This is a genomic window from Pseudonocardia kunmingensis, from assembly GCF_006716445.1.
Classification (GTDB): domain Bacteria; phylum Actinomycetota; class Actinomycetes; order Mycobacteriales; family Pseudonocardiaceae; genus Pseudonocardia; species Pseudonocardia kunmingensis.
The window spans coordinates 1,518,197-1,536,717 of the sequence record NZ_VFPA01000001.1 but is presented as its reverse complement, the minus strand read 5'-3'; the positions used below and the strand labels follow the sequence as shown (position 1 = coordinate 1,536,717).

Below are 18,521 nucleotides of genomic sequence, written 5' to 3'. Positions count from 1 at the left end.
GATGTCCTACCCCGCCCCGTCCCTGCGCGTCGACCTGCGGCCCGGCGCACCCGCGCTGCTGCACGTGCCGACACCCCCCGATCCCACCGCCTGGGCCGCCGCGCACCGCGACGTGCTGCACTCGGTGGTGGCCGACCACGGCGCGGTGCTCGTGCGCGGCCTCGGACTGCGCGACCCGCACACGGTCGCCGCCGTGTTCGGGCGGCTGTCCGCGAACCTGATGGTCGACCGCGAGGCGTTCGCCGCCCGCCGCGTCCACGCCGACGGCGTGTACTCCTCGTCGGTGTGGCCGGCGAACCAGCCGATGTGCATGCACCACGAGCGCAGCTACGCCGTGGAGGTCCCCGCCCTGATGCTGTTCGCCTGCCTGCAGGCACCGCAGACCGGTGGGGCGACCGGTGTCGCCGACTCGTCGCGGGTCCTCGACGCCCTGCCCGCCGAGCTGGTGCGGCGGTTCGAGCAGGAGGGCTGGCTGCTCGTGCGCAACTACAACGACGAGATCGGCGCCTCGATCGCCGACGCGTTCGGCACCGACGACCCGGCCGCGGTCGAGTCCTACTGCCGGGACAACGCGATCAGCTTCCAGTGGCAGCCCGACGGCGGGCTGCGCACCTGGCAGCGGCGCCGCGCCGTCCTCCGGCACGCACTCACCGGACGACGCTGCTGGTTCAACCAGATCGCGTTCCTCAACGAGTGGACCATCGAACCCGAGGTGCGCGAGTTCCTGGTCGACACCTACGGCCCCGACGGGCTGCCCTTCACCACCCGCTTCGGTGGCGGTGAGCCGATCGGCGCCGACGTCGTGCAGCTGCTCAACGCCGTGTACGAGCAGCACACCGCCCGCGAGCCCTGGCAGGACGGCGACCTGATGCTGGTCGACAACATCCGCACCGCGCACAGCCGGGAGGCCTTCACCGGCCCGCGTGAGGTGCTCGTCGCGATGGCCGACGCGGTGAGCCTGCGATGACCGGGGTGGTGCCACCGTTCGCGGTGATCTCCGGTGCGCAGGTCCAGCAGGTGCTGCACGGGCGCGAGGAGCAGATCGTGGAGCTGGTCGAGGCCACCTACCGGACGCACGGGGCGGGCGACTCGGTGAACCCGCCCTCGTACTTCCTGCGGTTCCCCGACCGGCCATCCTCCCGGATCATCGCGCTGCCCGCGTCGCTCGGCGGGCGGACCGGGGTCGACGGCCTGAAGTGGATCTCCAGCTTCCCGGACAACGTGACCGCCGGGATCCCGCGCGCGTCCGCGGTGCTGATCCTCAACGACCACGAGACCGGCTACCCCTTCGCGTGCCTGGAGAGCTCCATCATCAGCGCCACCCGCACCGCCGCCTCGGCCGCACTGGCCGCCGACCGGCTCAGCCGCGGGCGGCCCCGACCGGCGCGGGTCGGGTTCATCGGGACCGGGTTGATCGCCCGCTACATCCACACCTTCCTCGCCGGCACCGGTTGGTCGTTCGACGAGGTGGGGCTGTTCGACCTGTCCGCGGGCAGCACCGCGGGGTTCCGCGACCACCTGCGGGCCGCGGGCGCCGCCGGGCGGATCACCGCGCACGACACGGCCGAACAGCTGATCCGCTCCAGCGACCTGGTGGTGTTCGCCACCGTCGCCGCCCGACCGCACGTGCACGAACCGTCCTGGTTCGACCACGACCCGGTCGTGCTGCACGTGTCGCTGCGCGACCTCGCTCCGGAAGTCCTCCTGGCCGCCACCAACATCGTCGACGACGTCGAGCACTGCCTCAAGGCCGACACCTCACCGCACCTGGTCGAACAGCTCACCGGCAACCGGGACTTCCTGCACGGGACCCTCGACGACGTCCTGAGCGGACGCGTCGGGGTCCCGGCGGGCCGTCCGGTGGTGTTCTCCCCGTTCGGGCTCGGGGTGCTCGACCTGGCGGTCGGCAAGTTCGTCCACGACGAGATCGCCCGCGGCGGTGGGCTGCACGTCGTCGACGACTTCTTCCACGACCTGAGCCGCCACGGGTGAGCGCCGGGCACACTGCTCGGGTGTGGTCTGCGCGGGTGCGGCGAGGACGCGGGCCGGTCGCGGCCGGCCGGCTCGTGGCGCTGGCCCTGCTGTGGCCGGCCCTGCTGGGTGCCGCGACCCCCGCCGCCGGCGTGTCGGCCGAGCCCGCCGGCCGGGTTGCCGCCCAGGTCGCAGCGGACCCGGTCGCGCCGGACCCGGACGCCGCGCTCGAGCCCGACCACGTCGAGCGCGGCGCCCGGGACGTCACGCTGCGCGTCCTGCTGAGCGGCATCGACCCGGCGGCTCCCGCCGTCCGGTTCCGGTTGTTCCTGCCCACGGGGCGCCCGCTCGTGGGCGTCACGGCGCCGGCCGTGCCCGGCTGGACGTCCCAGGTGACGACGACCGTGCTCCCGGCCCCCGCCCCGAGCGTCGACGGCCCGGTCCACGAGGTCGTGTCGGAGGTCGCCTGGACGGCCACGGCACCGCCGACCACGGGTGCGGCGCAGCTCGTCCTGCACGTGGACCTGATGCCGGACGGCGCGGGCCCGGTCCGCTTCCGCGCGGTCCTGTCCGACGCCTCCGGGCGCTCCGTCGAGTGGACGAACAGCTGGGCCGACGGTGGACCGAGGCCGGCGCACGACGCCCTCGAGCTGGCGCTCGGTGCACCACCGCGCCCCGAGCCGGCCGCCGCCGCGCACGGCCACCACCACGGCGAGGGGGCCGCCGCCCTCCCGGCCGCGGACGCCGCCACTCCGGGCGGGATCGCCACGACGGTCGGCGCGCTGCTGGCCCTCGCCGCGGTCGTGGGCGCGCTCGTCGCGATGTTGTCCCGCAGGCAGCGCCGCCGCTTCGAGGCCGTGACGGCGGGGGAGCGGGGCGGCGGGCCGCCGGCGGACACGCGCTGACACCCGAGCCCGGCCGCGCGGGAGGCGACCGGGCTCGGGGGGCGGGTGGGTCAGCGACCGAGGCGGAACTCGGCGCCGATGTCGCGCAGCCGCGCGGCGTGCACGCGGGTGTGGTGACCGCAGAACAGGAGCTCCCCCGCGTTCGGGATCACGGCGACGACCTGGGCCGCCGCGGTGCAGCGGTCGCACCGGTCGTGGCGGGTGAGCGCGGCGTGGACGGTGCCGGTCGGGGCGGTGCCGGTCGGGGCGGTGGACATGGGGATCACGCCGCCAGCAGCGCGCGGCCGGACGCGGTGAGCAGGGCCCGTCCCGTCTCGGCCGCCGCGGCGATCAGGCCCGCGGACGTGAGGCGGGGCCCGGTGAACTGGTCGGCGAAGCAGAGGCCGTCGACGACGAGCACACCACCGGCCGCTGCGGAGATCTCGCACCGGCCGGCCGCGACGGCCCGGAGCACGGCCCGGTCCCGAGGGGTGAGGGGCGTGGCGGTGGTGGTGCTCATCGTCGTTCTCCTTCCGGCCCGGCGGGGTTTCCCGGTGACCTTGGAAGGATGCGCCGCGGCGGCGTCCGGCAACATCGCGCTGGCCCTACGACCGGGTGGGACGACCCGCCGGTCGAGGTGGGGTGAACCCCAGGGGGTGCAGCCGCGCCGGGATCAGCCCGAGAGGTGCAGCAGGGTGAGGGTGCCGTCGTCGAGGTTCGTGACGTAGCCGGTCGTGCCGTCCGGGTGGACCGCGACCGAGGTCGGGGACATGCCGGTCGGGATCGTGGCCGTGACCGTCATCGACTCGGCGTCGATCACGGAGACGCTGTGGTCGTTGACGTTGGTCGTGTAGGCGAACCGGCCGTCGGGTGCCCAGGTGATGTCCTGCGGGTTCGCGCCCACGTCGATCGTGGCGATGACCCGCTCGGTGTTCGTGTCGATCATGGTGACGGATGCCGCGTCGTAGTTGACGTTGGCCACGAGCGGGCGCGTCGGGTGCACCGCCACGCTGTGCGGGCTGCGCTCCACGGGCACCTCGGCGAGCACCGTGTTGTTCGACGTGTCGAGCACGGAGACGAGGTTGGACTCGTGGTTGGCGATGTAGGCGCGCGAGCCGTCGGTCGAGAACTCGATCCAGTGCGGGTTGGGCGCGACCTTGATCTCGGTGGTCACCACGTGGGTCGCGGTGTCGATGACCGACAGGGTGCCCGAGTCGTGGTTGGGCACGTACAGCCACTTGCCGTCGTGCGTGACCGCCGCGAGGAACGGCCGCGTGCGCACCGGGATCGTGGCGATGACCGAGTTGGTGGTGGTGTCGAGCACGCCGACGGCCGCGATCGTGCGGGCCTCGTTCCAGATGCTGACGTAGATCCGCCTGCCGTCGGGGGAGAACGACAGGAACTGCGGCGGGCCCGCCGGCACCGGGATCGTGGCCGTGACGCGGTCGACGGCGGTGTCGACGACCGTGACGACGCCCGCGGTCCGGTTGGCGATGTAGGCCTGGCGCCCGTTGGGGGAGACGACGACGAAGCCCGGGGTGTCGCCGACCGGGACCGTCGTGCCCAGGGCAGGCACCGGAACGCTCGAGGCCACCGCGGGCGACGGGATGGGCGGTGCCGGGGCGGGTTCGGGCGGGACGGCCTGCGGGTCGGCCGCCGCGGTGGGCTGGGCCGCGGGCGGCGGCGTGCGGAGGCGGTCGGCGGCGATGTAGCCGACACCGCCGACGATGGCGAGCAGCGCGACCACCGCGGCCACGACGACCAGCGCTCGGCGACCGCTGCCGCCGCCCGGGGAGGCGGGCGGCCCGGGGGGCGCGACGCCCGGCGGGCCCCCGTGGGCCGCCGGCACGCGGTCCTGGTCGGCGGGCCGGGTCGGGGCCGTCGCGGGGCGCTGCGGTGCGCCGTACCCGCTCGTCGCCGGGCCCGGCCGGGGTTCCGGGGACCGGGGCGACGGGGGCGGGCCGGGCGGTACCGGCGGTGGCGCGACGTCCCCGACCGGCGGCGGGTACCCACCGACCCCGACTCCGGCGCCGACACCGGCCGGCGCGGTACCGGTACCGGCACCGGCGAGGGCCAGGCTGGCCGCTCCGAGCGCGACGGCGTACTTCGGGTGCGCGTCGACCACCGTGGGGCGGCCCAGCTCCTCGGAGATCATCCGGGAGACCAGCGGGATCCGTGAGGAGCCGCCGACCAGCAGCACGGCGGAGAGCGTGCTCGGCTCGACCTGGGCCGAGCGCAGCGTGCGCTGCAGCGTGCCGATGGTGGACTCGACGGGGGCCCGGATCATGTCCTCGAACTCGGCCCGGGTGAGCGGCACGTCGAAGTGGCGGTGCGGCAGGAACACCGGGATCGTCGTCTCGGTGTCGATCGACAGGGCCTCCTTGGCCAGCACGCAGTCCTGGCGCAACCGGGCCAGCGCGACGGCGGTCTGCGGGTCGCTCATGTCGAGCTCGCTGAGCGCACCGCCCGCCGCGTAGTTGACGTGGGACAGGATCGACTCGTCGAAGTCGACGCCGCCGAGGCGCTCGATCCCCTCCGGGACGCCGAGGATCTCGATGCCGCCCGGGTGCTTGCGCAGCACCGTGGCGTCGAAGGTGCCGCCGCCGAGGTCGTACACCGCGATGACCTCACCGTCGGAGAGCTGCCGGGACGCGGCGTAGTGCGCCGCGGCGGCCTCGGGCTCGGTGACGGTGCGCGGGGCCGTGAGCCCGGCGACCTGGGGGACCTCCTCGAACAGCTCGCGCCGGAACGGCCCCCAGTTCGCGGGGTGGGTGAGCACCACGCTCGCGGGCTTCGCGCCCTCGGTCTCGGTGACCCGGGTGATGACGTCGTGCAGGAGGGCACCGAGCAGCCCGGTGACCGCGTACGGGGCGCCGCCGAGCATCACGGGCGTCGGGTCGCCGAGGCGGCGCTTGAACTCCCGCCCGATCCGGTCCGGGCTGCTGACCGCCCTGCGGGCGGCGGCGTCGCCGGAGACCAGGGCGCCGTCCTCGCGGAGGTAGACGACGGCGGGGGTGACCACCGTCCGGTCGCCGAGGGTGAACATCTCGACGCGCGACTCCGTGGCGAGGGCGGCTGCGACGAACGTCGTACCGAGATCTACTCCGAGGTGATAGCCCACGACGCCTCCCATGGCGGGACTCCGGATCCCGTCGCTCCCCGATGGCTGATCGTTACGCTTCCTGGTCCCGGGGCCGAACAACAGGGGGACAGCCCTACCCGGGGTGGGGGCCGCCCCCTTCACGAGTGCGCAGGGGCGGCGGAGGATACGTCGCATGATGCTCGAGCCAGCGCCGCAGCGCGCCGGCGACGCTCCCCGCACCGCCCGTGAGCAGGGCACGCCCGCCCCGCCGCCGCACCCTCCCCCCGCGTCCGGCGGGTCCACCCGCCTGCCCGCCCCCGCAGCGGACGCGCGCCTGCGCACCGAGCGTGAGCAGTGGCGGCGCCGCCGGGACCTCGAGCGGCAGCTGCACGACGGCGCGGCGCTGCGGATCTCGGCGCTCACCCTGCAGCTGGGGCTGTTCCGCCACCGCGCCGCCGAGGGCGGGCCCGAGCTGGACGTGTCGATCGACGGGCTGCAGGACGAGCTGCACGCCGTGCTCCAGGAGCTGCGCGACGTGGCCGCGCAGATCTACCCCCCGCTGCTCGACGAGGCCGGCCTCGGTCCGGCCCTGCGCGAGGTGGCCGGCCGGCTGGCGGCGCCGGTGCGGGTGGACGCCCCCGCCGACCGCTTCGGGCCCGCTGCCGAGGGCGCCGCCTACTTCGCGGTGACCGGGTGCCTGGAGGCCGCGGACCCCACCGCGGCCGGCCTGCACGTCGTGGTGCGGCGCGACGGCGCGGACCTCGTGGTCGAGGTCGCCGGGGTCGACCTGCACCACGCCGCCGCGATGGTGGTGCCGGTGCGGCGCCTGGGCGGCACGATCGACGTCGCGGGCGGACCGGATGCCGGCACGATCACAGTGAGGATCCCATGCGAGTAGCACTGGCCGAGGACGGCGCCCTGTTCCGCGAGGGCCTGCTGATGCTGCTGGAGGCGGCCGGGCACGAGGTGGTGGGGTGCACCGCCGACGGCGACTCCCTCGTCGAGCTGCTCGGCAAGGAGCAGGCGGACGTCGCCATCCTGGACATCCGGATGCCGCCCGAACCCGACGGCGGCCTGGTCACGGCCGAGCGGCTCCGCGCGGCGCACCCCGGGATGGGGCTGCTGTTCCTCTCGCACTACGCCGAGTCGCACTACCTGATGCGGATCCTGGAGATCGGCACGGAGTCCGTCGGGTACCGGCTCAAGGAGAAGGTGGGCAGCGTCGACGTCCTCAGCGACACCCTCACCCGGATCGGCAGCGGCGAGATCGTCATCGAGCCGGTGCTGGCCAAGCGGCTGGTGGAGCGGCCACGCGGGGACCGGAAGGGCGTGATCACCCGGCTGTCGGAGCGCGAGCTGGACGTGCTGCGCCTCATGGCGGAGGGCCGGTCCAACAACGGCATCGCCGGCCAGCTGTTCGTCACCCCGAAGGCGGTGGAGAAGCACATCGCGAACATCTTCGGCAAGCTCAACCTGCACGCCGACACATCCGAGCACCACCGCAGGGTGCTGGCCGTGCTCACCTACCTGCGCTCGCAGCGCGACGGGGAGTGAGGCCCCTGCGATCCAGGCCGGTTCGTCCCCTTGGCGGCGGTCGCCGTGGCATTTAGCGTGACGCGACGGGGGCCCGGATCCGACCCGGGCGGGGACCGGTGGAGCGCGATGGACCGGACGGTCGTGGCGCGGCTGCTGCGGGCGTTGCTGGTCGCCTGCGGCGTCGCCGTCGTGCTCGTCGTCGTGGTCGACGGCATCGCGGCCGCGGGCCCGCTCGAAGTGCTCCTGCCCTTCGTGGTCGTCGCCCTCGCGGCGGCCGGGCTCGGCGTCGTCCGGCCGCGGATCGACCGCCTGGTCGAGCGCCTCACACACCACCGCGAGGTCACCCCGTACTCGTCGCTGGCCGCGGTCGCGACGCGCATCCGGGCCGGGGTGCTGGAGCAGGCGCTGCCCGGGCTCGCCCAGGTGCTCGCCGACGGGACCGGGGCCACCCGTGCGGTCGTGTGGCTCGCGGTCGGTGACCGGCTGGTCGCGGCCGCCGAGCACCCGCCACCGCCGACCGGCGCCCCGCAGGCGACCGTGGAGAACCTGGCGGTGCTGCTGGCCCGACCGGACACCGACCACGTCGTCCCGGTGGTCGACGGCACGGTCCTGCGCGCCGCGCTCGCCGTCACCAAGCCCGGAGCGGCGGTCACGCCGCGCGACCGGGAACTCGTGCGCGACGTCGCGAACGGCGCCGCGCTGCTCCTGCGCGGCGTCGCGCTCAACGCCGAGCTGGCCGAGCGGGTGCGACGGGCCGATGACCTCGCCGAGGAGCTGCGGGCGTCCCGGCAGCGCCTGGCGCGGGCCCGGGAGGTCGAGCGCAGGCGCCTGGTCATCGAGCTGGGACACGTGACGGGGGACCGGCTGGCCGCGTTGCGCGCGCACGTGGGCGCGGCGGGGGCCGGGCTGGACCGCAGGCCCGAGGACGCCCGGGGAGCGCAGCAGGCGTTGGTCCGCGCGCGGGTCGGGCTCGACGAGCTCCTGGAACGGTTCCGGCTGATCGCCCGCGGCGTGCACCCCGCGGTCCTGCGCGACCAGGGGCCCGCCGCGGCCCTCGACGAGGTGGCCGCGGACCTGCCGCGGCCGGTGCGGCTGGTCGGCGACCTGGACGGGCGCCTGGACTGGGAGATCGAGTCGGGCGTCTACTACGTCGTCGCGGCAGCGGTGAACGTCCTCGCGGGCCGTCCGGGTGCCGGTGAGGTCGTCGTCGGGTTCGACCGCACCGACGGCACGGTGACGGTGCGCGTCGACGACCCGGTGGCGGTCGTGAGCGCCGACGAGCTCCGGCAGGCGCTCGCCGACGAGGCCGAGCGCCTCGCCGCGCTCGGTGGCGAGATGGCGCTCACCGGCGGCGCCGACGGCGACCCCGGCCCGCTGGAGCTGCACGTCCGGTTGCTCGACCGGCTCGAGCCGGTGGTCGAGAGCCGCCTCGGCACGGAGGTGGCGCCGTGAACGGCGGGCGGCGGGAGGTCCTCGCCACGGCGGCGTACGGCGTTCTGCTGGTGGCCTGCGCCCTGCTGTCGGTCGCCTGGCTGGCCGCGGGCGCCGTCGTGGCGGTCGCCGCGCAGCTCCCCGGTGCCGCGGACGCGCTGGCCGTCGCGGGGGCGGCGGGCGACCGGTGGGCGCAGGGGGTCCTCGCCGCGCTCCCGGCCGGCGGACCGGCCGGCCAGGCCGTCCTCGACTACGGCTTCAGCGCCGCCACCCTCGTCATCGCGGCGGTGCTGGGCACGAGCCAGGAGCGGAGCTGGTCGATCCGGCTGCTGGTGCTCGCGATGGTCGGCGCGGCGGGCGCGTTCAACCTGCAGGCGCACGCCGCATCGGCGGTGGTCGAGACGGCGACCGGCCTGCCGATCGGCACGCTGCACCAGGTGCTGCTGCACGGGGTCGCGTGCGCGGCGTACATCGTCGCGCTGCTGCTCTTCCCGCCCGGGCGCGGCGCGCAACCGGGCGGGGCGGCCCGCGCGGTCGTCGTCGTGGCGGGCACCGGCACGCTGCTGCTCGTCGGTGTCGGCACGGCGCTGCTGCCGCACACCACGAGCTGCGTGCTGTTCTTCGGGATCCTCGTGCCGGTCGCCGGGCTGGTGGTGCTGCCGCGCCGGATCCGGGGCGCGCCGACCGCCACGGCCCGCACCCAGGCACGGCTGCTGTTCAGCGTGCTCGCCGCGGCGTTCGCCATCACCGCGGTGCTCGCCGTCATCACGCTGCTGCTGTGGTCGACGGGCTGGCGCAGCGTGGTCCTGGTGGACATGACCTCGCACGAGGGCATGCCGGGTCACGGCGAGCCGACCGCGCTGCTGTTCTGGTTCTCCCGGCTCGCGTGCATCGCCGTCGCGGTCGCGGTGTTCGTCGCGACGCGGCGCGGCGGGCTGTGGACGGCGGAGCGGCTGTTCAGCCGCGGGCTCGCGGTGGGGTTGACCTCCGCGCTGGTCGGCGGGGGCTACGTCGTCGTGCGTCGCACGCTCGACCACGTGCTCGAGGTCGGCGCGCTCACCGCGGCCGTGGTCGCGACGGCCATGGCCGCGCCGGCGCTCCTGCCCGTCTACGTGCGGGCCGAACGGCTGGCCGACCGGCTGCTGTTCGGCAGCCGACCCACCCCGTACCGCGTGCTCGCCGGGATCACCGCGCTCTCGCGCGTCACCGCGACCGACGCGCCGGACCTGACGCAGGTGGCGGAGGCCGTGGGGCGTGGGCTGGGCGCGGGCACGTGCCGGTTGACCGTCACCCGGCCCGGCCTGCGCGACCGCAGCCACACATGGACCGAGGGCGGGGAGCACGGCCCCGGCGAGCTCGTCGAGGTCGTGGTCCGCCACGGCGGGGAGGCCGTCGGCACGCTGGCGGTGGACCACGGCGCCGTGGCCGGCCTGCACCACCAGCGCCGGCACCTGCTGGAGGACGTCGCCGACAGCCTCGGCGTCGTCCTGCAGGCCAGCCGGTCCGGGATCGAGCTGGAGCGCCAGCTGCGGGCCGCCCTCGCGCACGCCGGCGAGATCGCGGCGTCGCGCCGGGCCGTCGTCGCCGAGATGGACGCGGAGCGGCGGCGCATCGAGCGGGACCTGCACGACGGCGCGCAGCACCACCTGGTGTCGCTGCGCCTGACCCTCGGTCTGGTCGAGCACCAGGTGTCGACCGGCCAGCTCGACAAGGCGCGCACGCGGCTCGAGCAGCTCGCCGGTCAGATCGACGTGGCCGAGTCCATCCTCGCGGAGACCGCGATGGGCGTGTCCTCGCCGTTGCTGGCCGAGCGCGGGCTCGTCCGGGCCCTCGAGGAGGAGCTGGCGCGCGGGCAGCCGCCGATCGCGGTGGACGCGGACGGCGTGGTGCCGGCAGGCGACGGCCGGTTCCCGCACGACGTCGAGTCGGCGGTGTACTTCTGCTGCCTCGAGGCGGTCGGCAACGCGCGCAAGCATGCTCCCGGCGCGAGCGTCGTCGTGCGCCTGCGCACCGAGGACGGGCGGCTGCGGTTCACCGTCCAGGACGACGGACCGGGTTGGGACCAGGCCGGGACGACGGGCTCGCCGGGACGCGGCCTGCGCAACGTCACCGCACGCATCTCCGCCGTGGGCGGGCGGGTCGAGGTCCGGTCGGCCCCGGGCCGGGGGACCACCCTGGAGGGGTCGCTGCCGCTGCCGGAGCCCGACGCGCGACCGGCCCCGCGCCCGCCCGCCTCGACGGGGTCTCCGCTGCTCGACCAGGTGCGCGACGCGGTGCGGGAGGCGCGCGAGCTCTACCCCGTCGGCGTGCAGGCGGGCGCCCTGCGCGCGCTCGCCGAGCGGCTCGACGATCCGCGGACCGGGCCTCGCGGGCCCGAGCCCGCGGAGCGCCGCGCCTGCCGCGAGGACGCGCGCGCCGCCCGCGCCGTGCTGCGGGCGCTGGAGGAGCTGGTGCGGACGGACCCGCCGCACGCGGGCGCCGAGCTGCTGCGCTACCGGCTGGACCGCATCCGCTCCGGGGCGCACGAGCTCGCGGAGCTGGACGTGCTCGACGCGCTCGGCGCGGGGGAGCTCCAGCTCCCGGACGGGGAGCGCCGCGCGGCCGAGCGGTTGCTCGGGGTGCTGGGGCCCGAGACCCCCACGCGGCTCGGGCTGGCACCGGGCTCGCCGGCACCGGACGTGCGGCGCGCCGCGGCCGAGCAGCTGGCCCGGTGGCAGCGGCACGCCGTGAACCCCCTCGCCGGATCGGACGCGCGCACGGCCGCGGACGTCCTCGTCCGGACCTGCGAACGGCTGCTCGCCCGGCCCTGAGCGGGGCCTCAGACCCCCAGCAGGCGCCGGCCCACCTCGCGCAGGTGCTCGCGCACCTCCGGTGGCGCGTCCAGTTCCTCGAGCTCGGGGCCGAGCGCGACGACGTCCTGGACGACGCGGTCGAGCGAGTCCGAGCTCAGGTGCACCCGGCAGCGCTCCCCGTCGATGGCCTGCACGCGCCCCGGGACCGCCATCGGCAGCCGGGCCGCGACGACCTCGGCCGGGGCGCGGACGACGGCGCGCACGGTGTGCCGGGCGAGCGCCCGCCCGATGCTCTCCCGCAGGTAGGTGACGGTGTCCTCGGCGGGGAGCGGGCGCGGGGCGAAACGGTGGCGCACCGGCTGCGGCGCGGTGACCCGGTCGACGCGGAAGGTGCGCCAGTCGTCGCGGTGCAGGTCGTAGGCGAGCAGCCACCACAGCCCGTACCCGGCCAGGAGCTGGTAGGGCTCGACGCGGCGGTCCGCCACCGCGCCGTCGCGGCGGCGGTAGCCGAACCGCACGACCTCGCGGTCGCGCGCGGCCCCCCCGAGCAGGCCGAGCACGGCGGGGTCGACGCGGGTGCCGCGCCGGGCGGGGAACCGGACGGTGGTCTCCCCGACGGCGGCGAGGCGGTGGCGCAGCCGGTCGGGAAGCACCTGGGAGAGCTTGGCCAGCGCGCGGACCGCGGTCTCCTCGACGCCCTCCGTTCCGGTGGCGGTGAGCAGGCCCGTGGCCACCGCGATCGCCTCCTCGTCGTCGAGCAGCAGCGGGGGCAGGTCGCGTCCCGACGTCAGTCGGTAGCCGCCCGCGGTGCCGGTGGTGCCCGCGATCGGGTAGCCCAGCTCGCGCAGCCGCCCGACGTCGCGGCGCACGGTGCGGTCGGTGACACCGAGCCGCTCGGCGAGCTCCGCACCCGACCATTCGCGCCGGGTCTGCAGCAGCGACAGCAGGCGCAGGAGGCGAGCGGGCGTCGTCACACCGCTCAGCTTACGGACCGATCCTGTCCGCAAGGCTCCCTACGGTCGGGCCCATGAACGAGATCGCGCAGATCGACAGCCCGGTGTTCCGCCCGGGCGACGAGGGCTACGACGCGGAGACCAGCGGCTACCAGGTGGCCGACCCGCACCGGCCGGACCTGGTGGTCGGCGCCACGAGCGCGCAGGACGTCGCGGCCGCGGTGCGCCACGCCGCCGACCGGGGGCTGCCGGTGGCCGTGCAGACCAGCGGGCACGGGCGCGGCGCGCCGCTGGAGGGCGGCGTGCTGATCAGCACGCACCGGATGCGCGGCGTGCGCGTCGACCCGGCCACCGGCACCGCGCGGATCGCGGCCGGAACGCGCTGGGCTCAGGTCGTCGAGGCCGGCGCCCCGCACGGGCTCGCGCCGCTCTCGGGCTCCTCATCCGGCGTCGGCGCCGTCGGCTACACGCTCGGCGGCGGCATCGGCGTGCTCGCCCGCACGTTCGGCTGGGCGAGCGACCGGGTCCGCGCCGTCGACCTGGTCACCGCCGACGGGCAGCAGCGCCGCGTCACGCCCGCATCGGATCCCGAGCTGTTCCGCGTGCTGCGCGGCGCGGGGGCCGGGCTCGGGGTGGTGACGGCGATGGAGGTGGAGCTCGTGCCGGTGACCCGGCTGTTCGGCGGCACCCTGTTCGTCGACGGTCCGCACGTCCCCGCCCTGCTCGACGCGTACCGGGAGTGGACGGCCGACCTGCCCGACGAGCTCACCTCGTCGATCACGATGCTGCCCCACCCCGACGTGGCGTTCGTGCCGGAGCACCTGCGCGGCCGGTACGTCGCGAAGGTGCACATCGCCTGCACGGGCACCGTGGCCGACGGGGAGCGGCTGGTCGCGCCGCTGCGCGCCGCGGTGCCGGTGCTGGGCGACACGCTCGGCGAGCTGCCTCACACCCGGGCGGACACGATCTTCGACGACCCGACGCAGCCGCACCCCTACACCGGGACCAACGCGATGCTGCGCGATCTCGACCCGGCCGTGCTGACGGCCGCCCTGGACGTCGCGGGGCCCGCGGCGCCGGTCATGTGCGTGCTGGGTCTTCGCCACCTGGGTGGCGCGCTGGCCCGCCCACTGGCCGTACCGGACGCCGTCGCGCACCGGGACGCGGCGTACCTGCTGAGCGTGCTGTCCCTGGTCGACGACACCCCCACGCCGGGACGGCTGCACCACGAGCTGATGGACCGGATCGCCCCGTGGACCGCGGGCCGCACCCCGAACCTCCGCTTCGGCGCCCGGGCCGCCCAGGAGCGGCCGTCGGACGTCCCGGGCTGTGCCGCGCTCGTCGCCGAGCTGGACCCGGAGGGGCTGTTCCCCCGGTAGCGGTCACTCCTCCCCGGGGGCGACGACGATCTGCTGGCCCTCGCGCAGGCCGGCGAGGACCTGGGTGGCGCTGTCGCCGGCGAGGCCCAGCTCGACCTGGACCTGCCGCTGCGCGCCGTCCGCCTCCAGCACCGTGACGATGCCGGACTGGCCGCTCTGCATGACGGCGGCGTTCGGCACGGCGAGGGCGTTGTCGCGGTGGTCGACCACCACGTTGGCCGACGCGGTCTGGCCGTCCATCAGCCGGTCGTCGAGCTCGTTGAGCACGATGACGGCGTAGTAGCTGGTGACGCCCTGGATGTCGGTACCGGTCGGCGCGATGCTGACGACGCGGCCGGAGCGGGTCAGGTCCGGGATCGCGTCGAAGGTCACCTCCACCGCCTGGTTCGGCTCGATGCGCGCGGCGTCGGACTCCGCGAACGGCGCGACGATCTGGAAGGTGCGGACGTCGTCGAGCACGATGAACGCCGAACCGCCGGGCCGGTCCTCGCCGCTCGCCAGCTCGTCGCCCGACGACACGCCGCTGCTGCGGTCGGGCAGCGGGACGGTGCCGCCGGGCGCGAGCGCGGTGGTGCCCGAGCCGCCGCCGAGGAACTCGCCGATCATGCCGTTGATGCTCGCGATCTTGCCGGCGACGGGTGCGCGCAGGACCGTGTCCTCGATGGCCCGGTGCGCGGTCTCGACGTCCACCTGGAGCTGCGAGACGACCGCCGCCTGCTCGTCGATGTTGTGCGGACGGTCGCCGCGGGCGCTCGCGGCCTCGTTCTTCGCGGCGGCGAGGTCGCGCCGGGCGTTCTCGACGGCCAGGTCCTGCTGGGCGTTCTCGACCCGCCGCTGCTTCTCGGCCTGCTCGAGCGCCGCCCGGCTGGAGCGGACCTGGCGCTCGGCGGCCTCGACCTCGGCTTCCTTCTGCGCGGCGGCCTCGCAGTCGGAGTCCTGCGTGGAGCCACCCGAGAGCGACGACATGAGGCTGTCCCGGTCGTCGTCCTCCGCCGCCTCCTCGGCGGCCCTGCGGTCCTCGCTGGTGCAGGAGCGCCGGCCGGCCCGGGTCCGGTCCTTCGTGTCCTCGAGGACCTCCTTGTCGAGCGCCAGCTGCTTCTTCGCCTGCTCGACGGCCGAGGCGTTCGCGTCGTCGACCGCCTCGGCCTGCTCCTCGGTGGCCTCGAGGACCTCACCGGCCCGCTTGACGTCGTCCTCCGCGGCGTTCACCTGGTTGCCGTCCCGGATCCGGGCCAGCGCCGCCCGCTCCTGCGCCAGCTGCGCCTCGGCCTTCTGCAGGTCCTGGCGGGCGGCGAAGTCGTCGACGCGGGCCAGGACCTGGCCCGGCTCGACCTGCTGTCCGACGGAGACGTTCAGCTCCACGAGCTTCCCTCCGTCGGGGAAGCCGAGGTTCTGCTCCGTGATGGCCTGCAGGGAGCCGGTGGCGCTCACGGTCGACGTGACGCTCGTGCGGGTCACCTTCACCGTGAGCGGTTCGGACTCCCCGCTGGTGCACCCGGCCAGGAGCAACACGAGGGCCGCGGCGCCGAGGCGGCGGACGGTGGTTCGCGTGGTCATTCGTACCTCAACGCTTCGATGGGGCGGAGCCGGGCGGCGCGCTTCGCGGGGTAGGCGCCGAAGAACAGGCCGATGCACAGGCTGACGGTGAACGCGACGATCACCGAGGGGACGGACAGCCGGGGTGGGGCGAAGTCGCCGAACGCGGCGCCGAAGCGCGCGCCGAGCACGCACAGCCCGACCCCGAGGGCGACACCGACCAGGCCGCCGATGCCCGACAGCACGGTCGACTCGACGAGGAACTGCTCGAGCACAGTCCTGCGGCGGGCGCCGATCGCCTTGCGCAGACCGATCTCCCGGGTCCGCTCGGTGACCGTCACCAGCATGATGTTCATGACGCCGATCCCGCCCACGAGCAGCGAGATCGCGGCGATGGCCGCGAGGAAGAGCGTGAAGACGGCCGTGACCTCGCCGTACTGCTCGAGCAGGTCGAGGTTCGAGCGGACCTCGAAGTCCTTCTGCGTGGGGTCGTCGATGCGGTGGGCGTCCATGAGGACGCGCTCGATCTTCGCCATGGCGGCGGGCACGGCGTCCTGGCCCGTCGCCTGCACCACGAGCTGGTCCACCCGGTTGTCCGCCCCGCCGCCGACCAGGTAGGTGCGCGCGGTCGTGATCGGCATGACCGCGACGTCGTCCTGCTGCCCGTTGGGCTCCAGCACGCCGATCACCTCGAACATCTGCGAGCCGATGCGCAGCTGCTGGCCGAGCGCCGCGGCGGGGATGCCGCCGAAGAGCTCCTGGACCGGGCGGGGGCCGATCACCACGACGCGGGCGCCGGTCCGGACCTGGGAGTCGGTGAAGAACTTGCCGGCGTCGAGCGTCCGGTTGAGCGCGGAGGGGTAGTCCTGCGACGACCCGACGATGCTGGTGCGCCAGGTGCCGTACACGCCCTTCAGCACGGCGCTCGCCTGCTTGACCGGGGTCACCGTCACGAAGCGCGGGACCTCGGTCGACTCGCGCAGCGCCTCGACGTCCTGGTCGGTGAGGGGCTGGCTGCGGCCGCCCTCCGACACGCTCCCGCGGGCCTGGAAGACCCCGATCAGGTTCGTGCCCAGCGCCTCCAGCTGCGAGTTCAGCCGCGCGGACGTGCCGTTGCCGAGCGCGACGAGCAGGATCACCGACGCGACCCCGATCATGATCCCGAGCATGGTCAGCAGCGACCGCAGCCGGTTGGCGCGCAGGCCGCGCCAGGCCATGACGATGGCGAGCCGGAGCGTCATCCGCCGGCCTCCGCCCGGTTCCCGGCGCCGCTCGCGAGCGAGATGCCGGGCATGTCCGACGGGATGTCGCCGGGGACGTCGTTGCGGACGTCGCTCACGATGCGCCCGTCGCGCAGCCGCACGACGCGGCGCGCGTACGCGGCGATCTCCTCCTCGTGCGTGATGAGCACGACCGTGCGACCGGCGTCGGAGAGCTGCCCCAGCATCTCGGCGATCTCGCAGCTGGCCTCGGTGTCGAGGTTCCCGGTCGGCTCGTCGGCCAGGATCATCGTCGGGCGGGTGACCAGCGCGCGGGCGATGGCGACGCGCTGCTGCTGGCCACCGGAGAGCTGGTTGGGCAGGTGCGCGGCGCGATCGGCGAGGCCGACCTCCTCGAGCGCGCGCAGGGCCCGGGTGCGGCGCGCCCGCTGCTTGCCGTAGAGCAGCGGCAGCTCGACGTTGGCGAGCGCCGTCGTGCGCGGCAGCAGGTTGTAGGACTGGAAGACGAGGCCGATCTTGCGGTTGCGGATGTCGGCCAGCTCGTCGTCCTCCATGCCGGAGACGTCCACCCCGTCCAGCAGGTAGCGCCCCTGCGTCGGGACGTCGAGGCAGCCGAGGATGTTCATCATCGTGCTCTTGCCGGAGCCGGACGGGCCCATGATCGCGACGAAGTCGCCCTCGTCGACGGTGAGCGTGACCCCCTGCAGCGCGCGGACCTCGGCGTCCCCGGCGCGATAGCTCTTGCCGACATCCTCGAGTCTGATCATCGGGTTCCTGGCCACCCTCCCCCGGGGCACACGGACGCACCGGCCGGCTCTTCAGTCGCCGGCCATGTCGATGAACCGTCACGCGTTCCGTCCGTGGACGGTGGCGGCGATCCCGGCAGGACAACGAAGGCGGGTCGCGCCTGTTACGTCAATTGCCGCGCAACCACCCGAGTGGGTCGCGCAGGTCAGGGTTACGCACACTCCGTGCTCGGTACCGCTCGGTAGCTCAATTCGAGTGGCCCTCGCTCGGTGAATCACACGGATGTGAGCCGCGAGTCCTCTGACATCACACGATTGCCATCCGGAAATAACTTCTGGTGATCCAGGACGGGCCGCGCAACTCGACCGGGTGGGATCCGCGGACGGCAGGGGTCGTGCGCTGGACAGGCCTGGGGGAGAGGACTACTCATTGGTCTGCACGGAGCGACTGGCGTTCCGTCAATCACCAAGGAGAGCAAGGATGCTTCGTAAGACCTCTGTCGTGTCTGCTGCAGCTGCTTTCGCTCTGGCGGGGGCGGCGCTGTTCGGTGGCGCGGCAATGGCCGGCGGCCACGGCGACCACGAAAACGTGGGTGGCCCCGGCGGTAGCGGCGGCGACGCCAACGCCAACTGCCTGATCCCGGTGGGCGTTTCGGCCGGCCTGCTGCTCGGGCAGGGCGGCGACGTCTCGCAGTGCAACGCGGGCGGCGGCGCGGGCGGTGCCGGCGGCACGGGCGCCGACTACTGATCTCCAACACCCCTGCGTAATGGCGGTGCAGGCCCCCGGACTCGTCGGGGGCCTGCACCACCCTCAGGGTAGCTCTCGACGGTGGCCGGCGACCAGATCGATCGTTGCGGCATCCGTCACGGCGCGGTTCCGGATCACCGAACCGCCACCCGGCACGATTCCCGGCCTCTCCGCAGTTCCGCGGAGTGCGCCGGTTCTTTCGTGACCAGGGCATGCTCAGGTCAGACAGCACAGATCGATCGG

The 18,521-nt window shown here is 74.9% G+C and carries 16 protein-coding genes; 9 read left to right on the top strand and 7 right to left on the bottom strand.

The features are described 5' to 3' along the window. Nucleotide 1 precedes the first annotated feature (1 nt). The 3 genes from FB558_RS07335 to FB558_RS07325 are packed head-to-tail and all read left to right on the top strand — an operon-like array spanning nucleotide 2 to nucleotide 2,876. Nucleotides 2-967, top strand: coding sequence for a TauD/TfdA family dioxygenase (locus tag FB558_RS07335; RefSeq protein WP_142049410.1), 966 nt, complete (start codon nucleotides 2-4; stop codon nucleotides 965-967). Continuing rightward, nucleotides 964-1,992, top strand: coding sequence for a 2,3-diaminopropionate biosynthesis protein SbnB (gene sbnB / locus FB558_RS07330; protein ID WP_142049407.1), 1,029 nt, complete (start codon nucleotides 964-966; stop codon nucleotides 1,990-1,992). Before FB558_RS07335 ends, sbnB begins: the two co-directional genes overlap by 4 nt. A gap of 20 nt (nucleotides 1,993-2,012) precedes the next feature. Further along, on the top strand, nucleotides 2,013-2,876 hold the full coding sequence (locus FB558_RS07325; RefSeq protein ID WP_170231216.1) for a DUF1775 domain-containing protein: 864 nt from the start codon (nucleotides 2,013-2,015) through the stop codon (nucleotides 2,874-2,876). Between the two features lie 50 nt (nucleotides 2,877-2,926). Here the strand turns inward: FB558_RS07325 and FB558_RS07320 are convergent, their stop codons facing one another. The 3 genes from FB558_RS07320 to FB558_RS07310 form a co-directional block, all read right to left on the bottom strand. Beyond that, complete coding sequence (locus FB558_RS07320) at nucleotides 2,927-3,133, bottom strand: DUF7455 domain-containing protein (RefSeq protein WP_142049401.1); 207 nt, start codon at nucleotides 3,131-3,133, stop codon at nucleotides 2,927-2,929. 5 nt (nucleotides 3,134-3,138) lie between these two features. Next, nucleotides 3,139-3,375 (bottom strand): hypothetical protein, encoded by a 237-nt coding sequence (locus FB558_RS07315; RefSeq protein ID WP_142049398.1) that lies wholly within the window; start codon nucleotides 3,373-3,375, stop codon nucleotides 3,139-3,141. A 153-nt stretch (nucleotides 3,376-3,528) separates the two neighbouring features. Continuing rightward, complete coding sequence (locus tag FB558_RS07310) at nucleotides 3,529-5,988, bottom strand: Hsp70 family protein (protein WP_246106296.1); 2,460 nt, start codon at nucleotides 5,986-5,988, stop codon at nucleotides 3,529-3,531. Nucleotides 5,989-6,130: 142 nt separating this feature from the next. On the opposite strand from FB558_RS07310, the gene FB558_RS07305 reads away from it, so the two are divergent. The 4 genes from FB558_RS07305 to FB558_RS07290 all read left to right on the top strand — a co-directional run bounded on the left by FB558_RS07305 (nucleotide 6,131) and on the right by FB558_RS07290 (nucleotide 11,714). Then, a complete protein-coding gene (locus FB558_RS07305) occupies nucleotides 6,131-6,835 on the top strand; it encodes a sensor histidine kinase (RefSeq protein WP_142049395.1) in 705 nt (234 codons plus the stop codon). Beyond that, nucleotides 6,826-7,491, top strand: coding sequence for a response regulator transcription factor (locus tag FB558_RS07300; RefSeq protein ID WP_142049392.1), 666 nt, complete (start codon nucleotides 6,826-6,828; stop codon nucleotides 7,489-7,491). The genes FB558_RS07305 and FB558_RS07300 overlap by 10 nt, the downstream gene beginning before the upstream one ends. A gap of 108 nt (nucleotides 7,492-7,599) precedes the next feature. After that, nucleotides 7,600-8,925 carry a hypothetical protein gene (locus FB558_RS43130; protein ID WP_170231215.1) on the top strand — a complete coding sequence of 442 codons (1,326 nt, stop codon included), beginning with the start codon at nucleotides 7,600-7,602 and terminating at the stop codon, nucleotides 8,923-8,925. Then, nucleotides 8,922-11,714 (top strand): sensor histidine kinase, encoded by a 2,793-nt coding sequence (locus FB558_RS07290; RefSeq protein ID WP_142049388.1) that lies wholly within the window; start codon nucleotides 8,922-8,924, stop codon nucleotides 11,712-11,714. The genes FB558_RS43130 and FB558_RS07290 overlap by 4 nt, the downstream gene beginning before the upstream one ends. Before the next feature lie 8 nt (nucleotides 11,715-11,722). Here FB558_RS07290 and FB558_RS07285 read toward each other — a convergent pair whose 3' ends face one another. Beyond that, the gene (locus FB558_RS07285) at nucleotides 11,723-12,670 is read right to left on the bottom strand and encodes a helix-turn-helix transcriptional regulator (protein WP_142049385.1); all 948 of its coding nucleotides are present in this window, start codon (nucleotides 12,668-12,670) and stop codon (nucleotides 11,723-11,725) included. Nucleotides 12,671-12,723: 53 nt separating this feature from the next. Here FB558_RS07285 and FB558_RS07280 point away from each other — a divergent pair, with 53 nt between their 5' ends. Then, entirely contained in the window at nucleotides 12,724-14,028 is a 1,305-nt protein-coding gene (locus FB558_RS07280; protein WP_142049382.1) for an FAD-binding oxidoreductase, read from the top strand. 3 nt (nucleotides 14,029-14,031) lie between these two features. Here FB558_RS07280 and FB558_RS07275 read toward each other — a convergent pair whose 3' ends face one another. The 3 genes from FB558_RS07275 to FB558_RS07265 are packed head-to-tail and all read right to left on the bottom strand — an operon-like array spanning nucleotide 14,032 to nucleotide 17,551. After that, the gene (locus tag FB558_RS07275; RefSeq protein ID WP_142049379.1) at nucleotides 14,032-15,585 is read right to left on the bottom strand and encodes an efflux RND transporter periplasmic adaptor subunit; all 1,554 of its coding nucleotides are present in this window, start codon (nucleotides 15,583-15,585) and stop codon (nucleotides 14,032-14,034) included. Next, nucleotides 15,582-16,805, bottom strand: coding sequence for an ABC transporter permease (locus tag FB558_RS07270; protein ID WP_142049376.1), 1,224 nt, complete (start codon nucleotides 16,803-16,805; stop codon nucleotides 15,582-15,584). The genes FB558_RS07275 and FB558_RS07270 overlap by 4 nt, the downstream gene beginning before the upstream one ends. Next, nucleotides 16,802-17,551 carry an ABC transporter ATP-binding protein gene (locus FB558_RS07265; protein ID WP_142049373.1) on the bottom strand — a complete coding sequence of 250 codons (750 nt, stop codon included), beginning with the start codon at nucleotides 17,549-17,551 and terminating at the stop codon, nucleotides 16,802-16,804. The genes FB558_RS07270 and FB558_RS07265 overlap by 4 nt, the downstream gene beginning before the upstream one ends. A 460-nt stretch (nucleotides 17,552-18,011) precedes the next feature. On the opposite strand from FB558_RS07265, the gene FB558_RS07260 reads away from it, so the two are divergent. Beyond that, nucleotides 18,012-18,278 (top strand): hypothetical protein, encoded by a 267-nt coding sequence (locus tag FB558_RS07260; protein WP_142049370.1) that lies wholly within the window; start codon nucleotides 18,012-18,014, stop codon nucleotides 18,276-18,278. The last annotated feature ends 243 nt before the right edge of the window (nucleotides 18,279-18,521 follow it).

What these genes read in the sequence shown, in the direction of transcription:
- FB558_RS07335 (WP_142049410.1), top strand. Translation starts at nt 2, where the DNA reads ATGTCCTACCCCGCCCCGTCCCTGCGCGTCGACCTGCGGCCCGGCGCA.
- sbnB (WP_142049407.1), top strand. Translation starts at nt 964, where the DNA reads ATGACCGGGGTGGTGCCACCGTTCGCGGTGATCTCCGGTGCGCAGGTC.
- FB558_RS07320 (WP_142049401.1), bottom strand. Translation starts at nt 3,133, where the DNA reads ATGTCCACCGCCCCGACCGGCACCGCCCCGACCGGCACCGTCCACGCC.
- FB558_RS07315 (WP_142049398.1), bottom strand. Translation starts at nt 3,375, where the DNA reads ATGAGCACCACCACCGCCACGCCCCTCACCCCTCGGGACCGGGCCGTG.
- FB558_RS07310 (WP_246106296.1), bottom strand. Translation starts at nt 5,988, where the DNA reads ATGGGAGGCGTCGTGGGCTATCACCTCGGAGTAGATCTCGGTACGACG.
- FB558_RS07305 (WP_142049395.1), top strand. Translation starts at nt 6,131, where the DNA reads ATGATGCTCGAGCCAGCGCCGCAGCGCGCCGGCGACGCTCCCCGCACC.
- FB558_RS07300 (WP_142049392.1), top strand. Translation starts at nt 6,826, where the DNA reads ATGCGAGTAGCACTGGCCGAGGACGGCGCCCTGTTCCGCGAGGGCCTG.
- FB558_RS43130 (WP_170231215.1), top strand. Translation starts at nt 7,600, where the DNA reads ATGGACCGGACGGTCGTGGCGCGGCTGCTGCGGGCGTTGCTGGTCGCC.
- FB558_RS07280 (WP_142049382.1), top strand. Translation starts at nt 12,724, where the DNA reads ATGAACGAGATCGCGCAGATCGACAGCCCGGTGTTCCGCCCGGGCGAC.
- FB558_RS07275 (WP_142049379.1), bottom strand. Translation starts at nt 15,585, where the DNA reads ATGACCACGCGAACCACCGTCCGCCGCCTCGGCGCCGCGGCCCTCGTG.
- FB558_RS07270 (WP_142049376.1), bottom strand. Translation starts at nt 16,805, where the DNA reads ATGACGCTCCGGCTCGCCATCGTCATGGCCTGGCGCGGCCTGCGCGCC.
- FB558_RS07265 (WP_142049373.1), bottom strand. Translation starts at nt 17,551, where the DNA reads ATGATCAGACTCGAGGATGTCGGCAAGAGCTATCGCGCCGGGGACGCC.
- FB558_RS07260 (WP_142049370.1), top strand. Translation starts at nt 18,012, where the DNA reads ATGCTTCGTAAGACCTCTGTCGTGTCTGCTGCAGCTGCTTTCGCTCTG.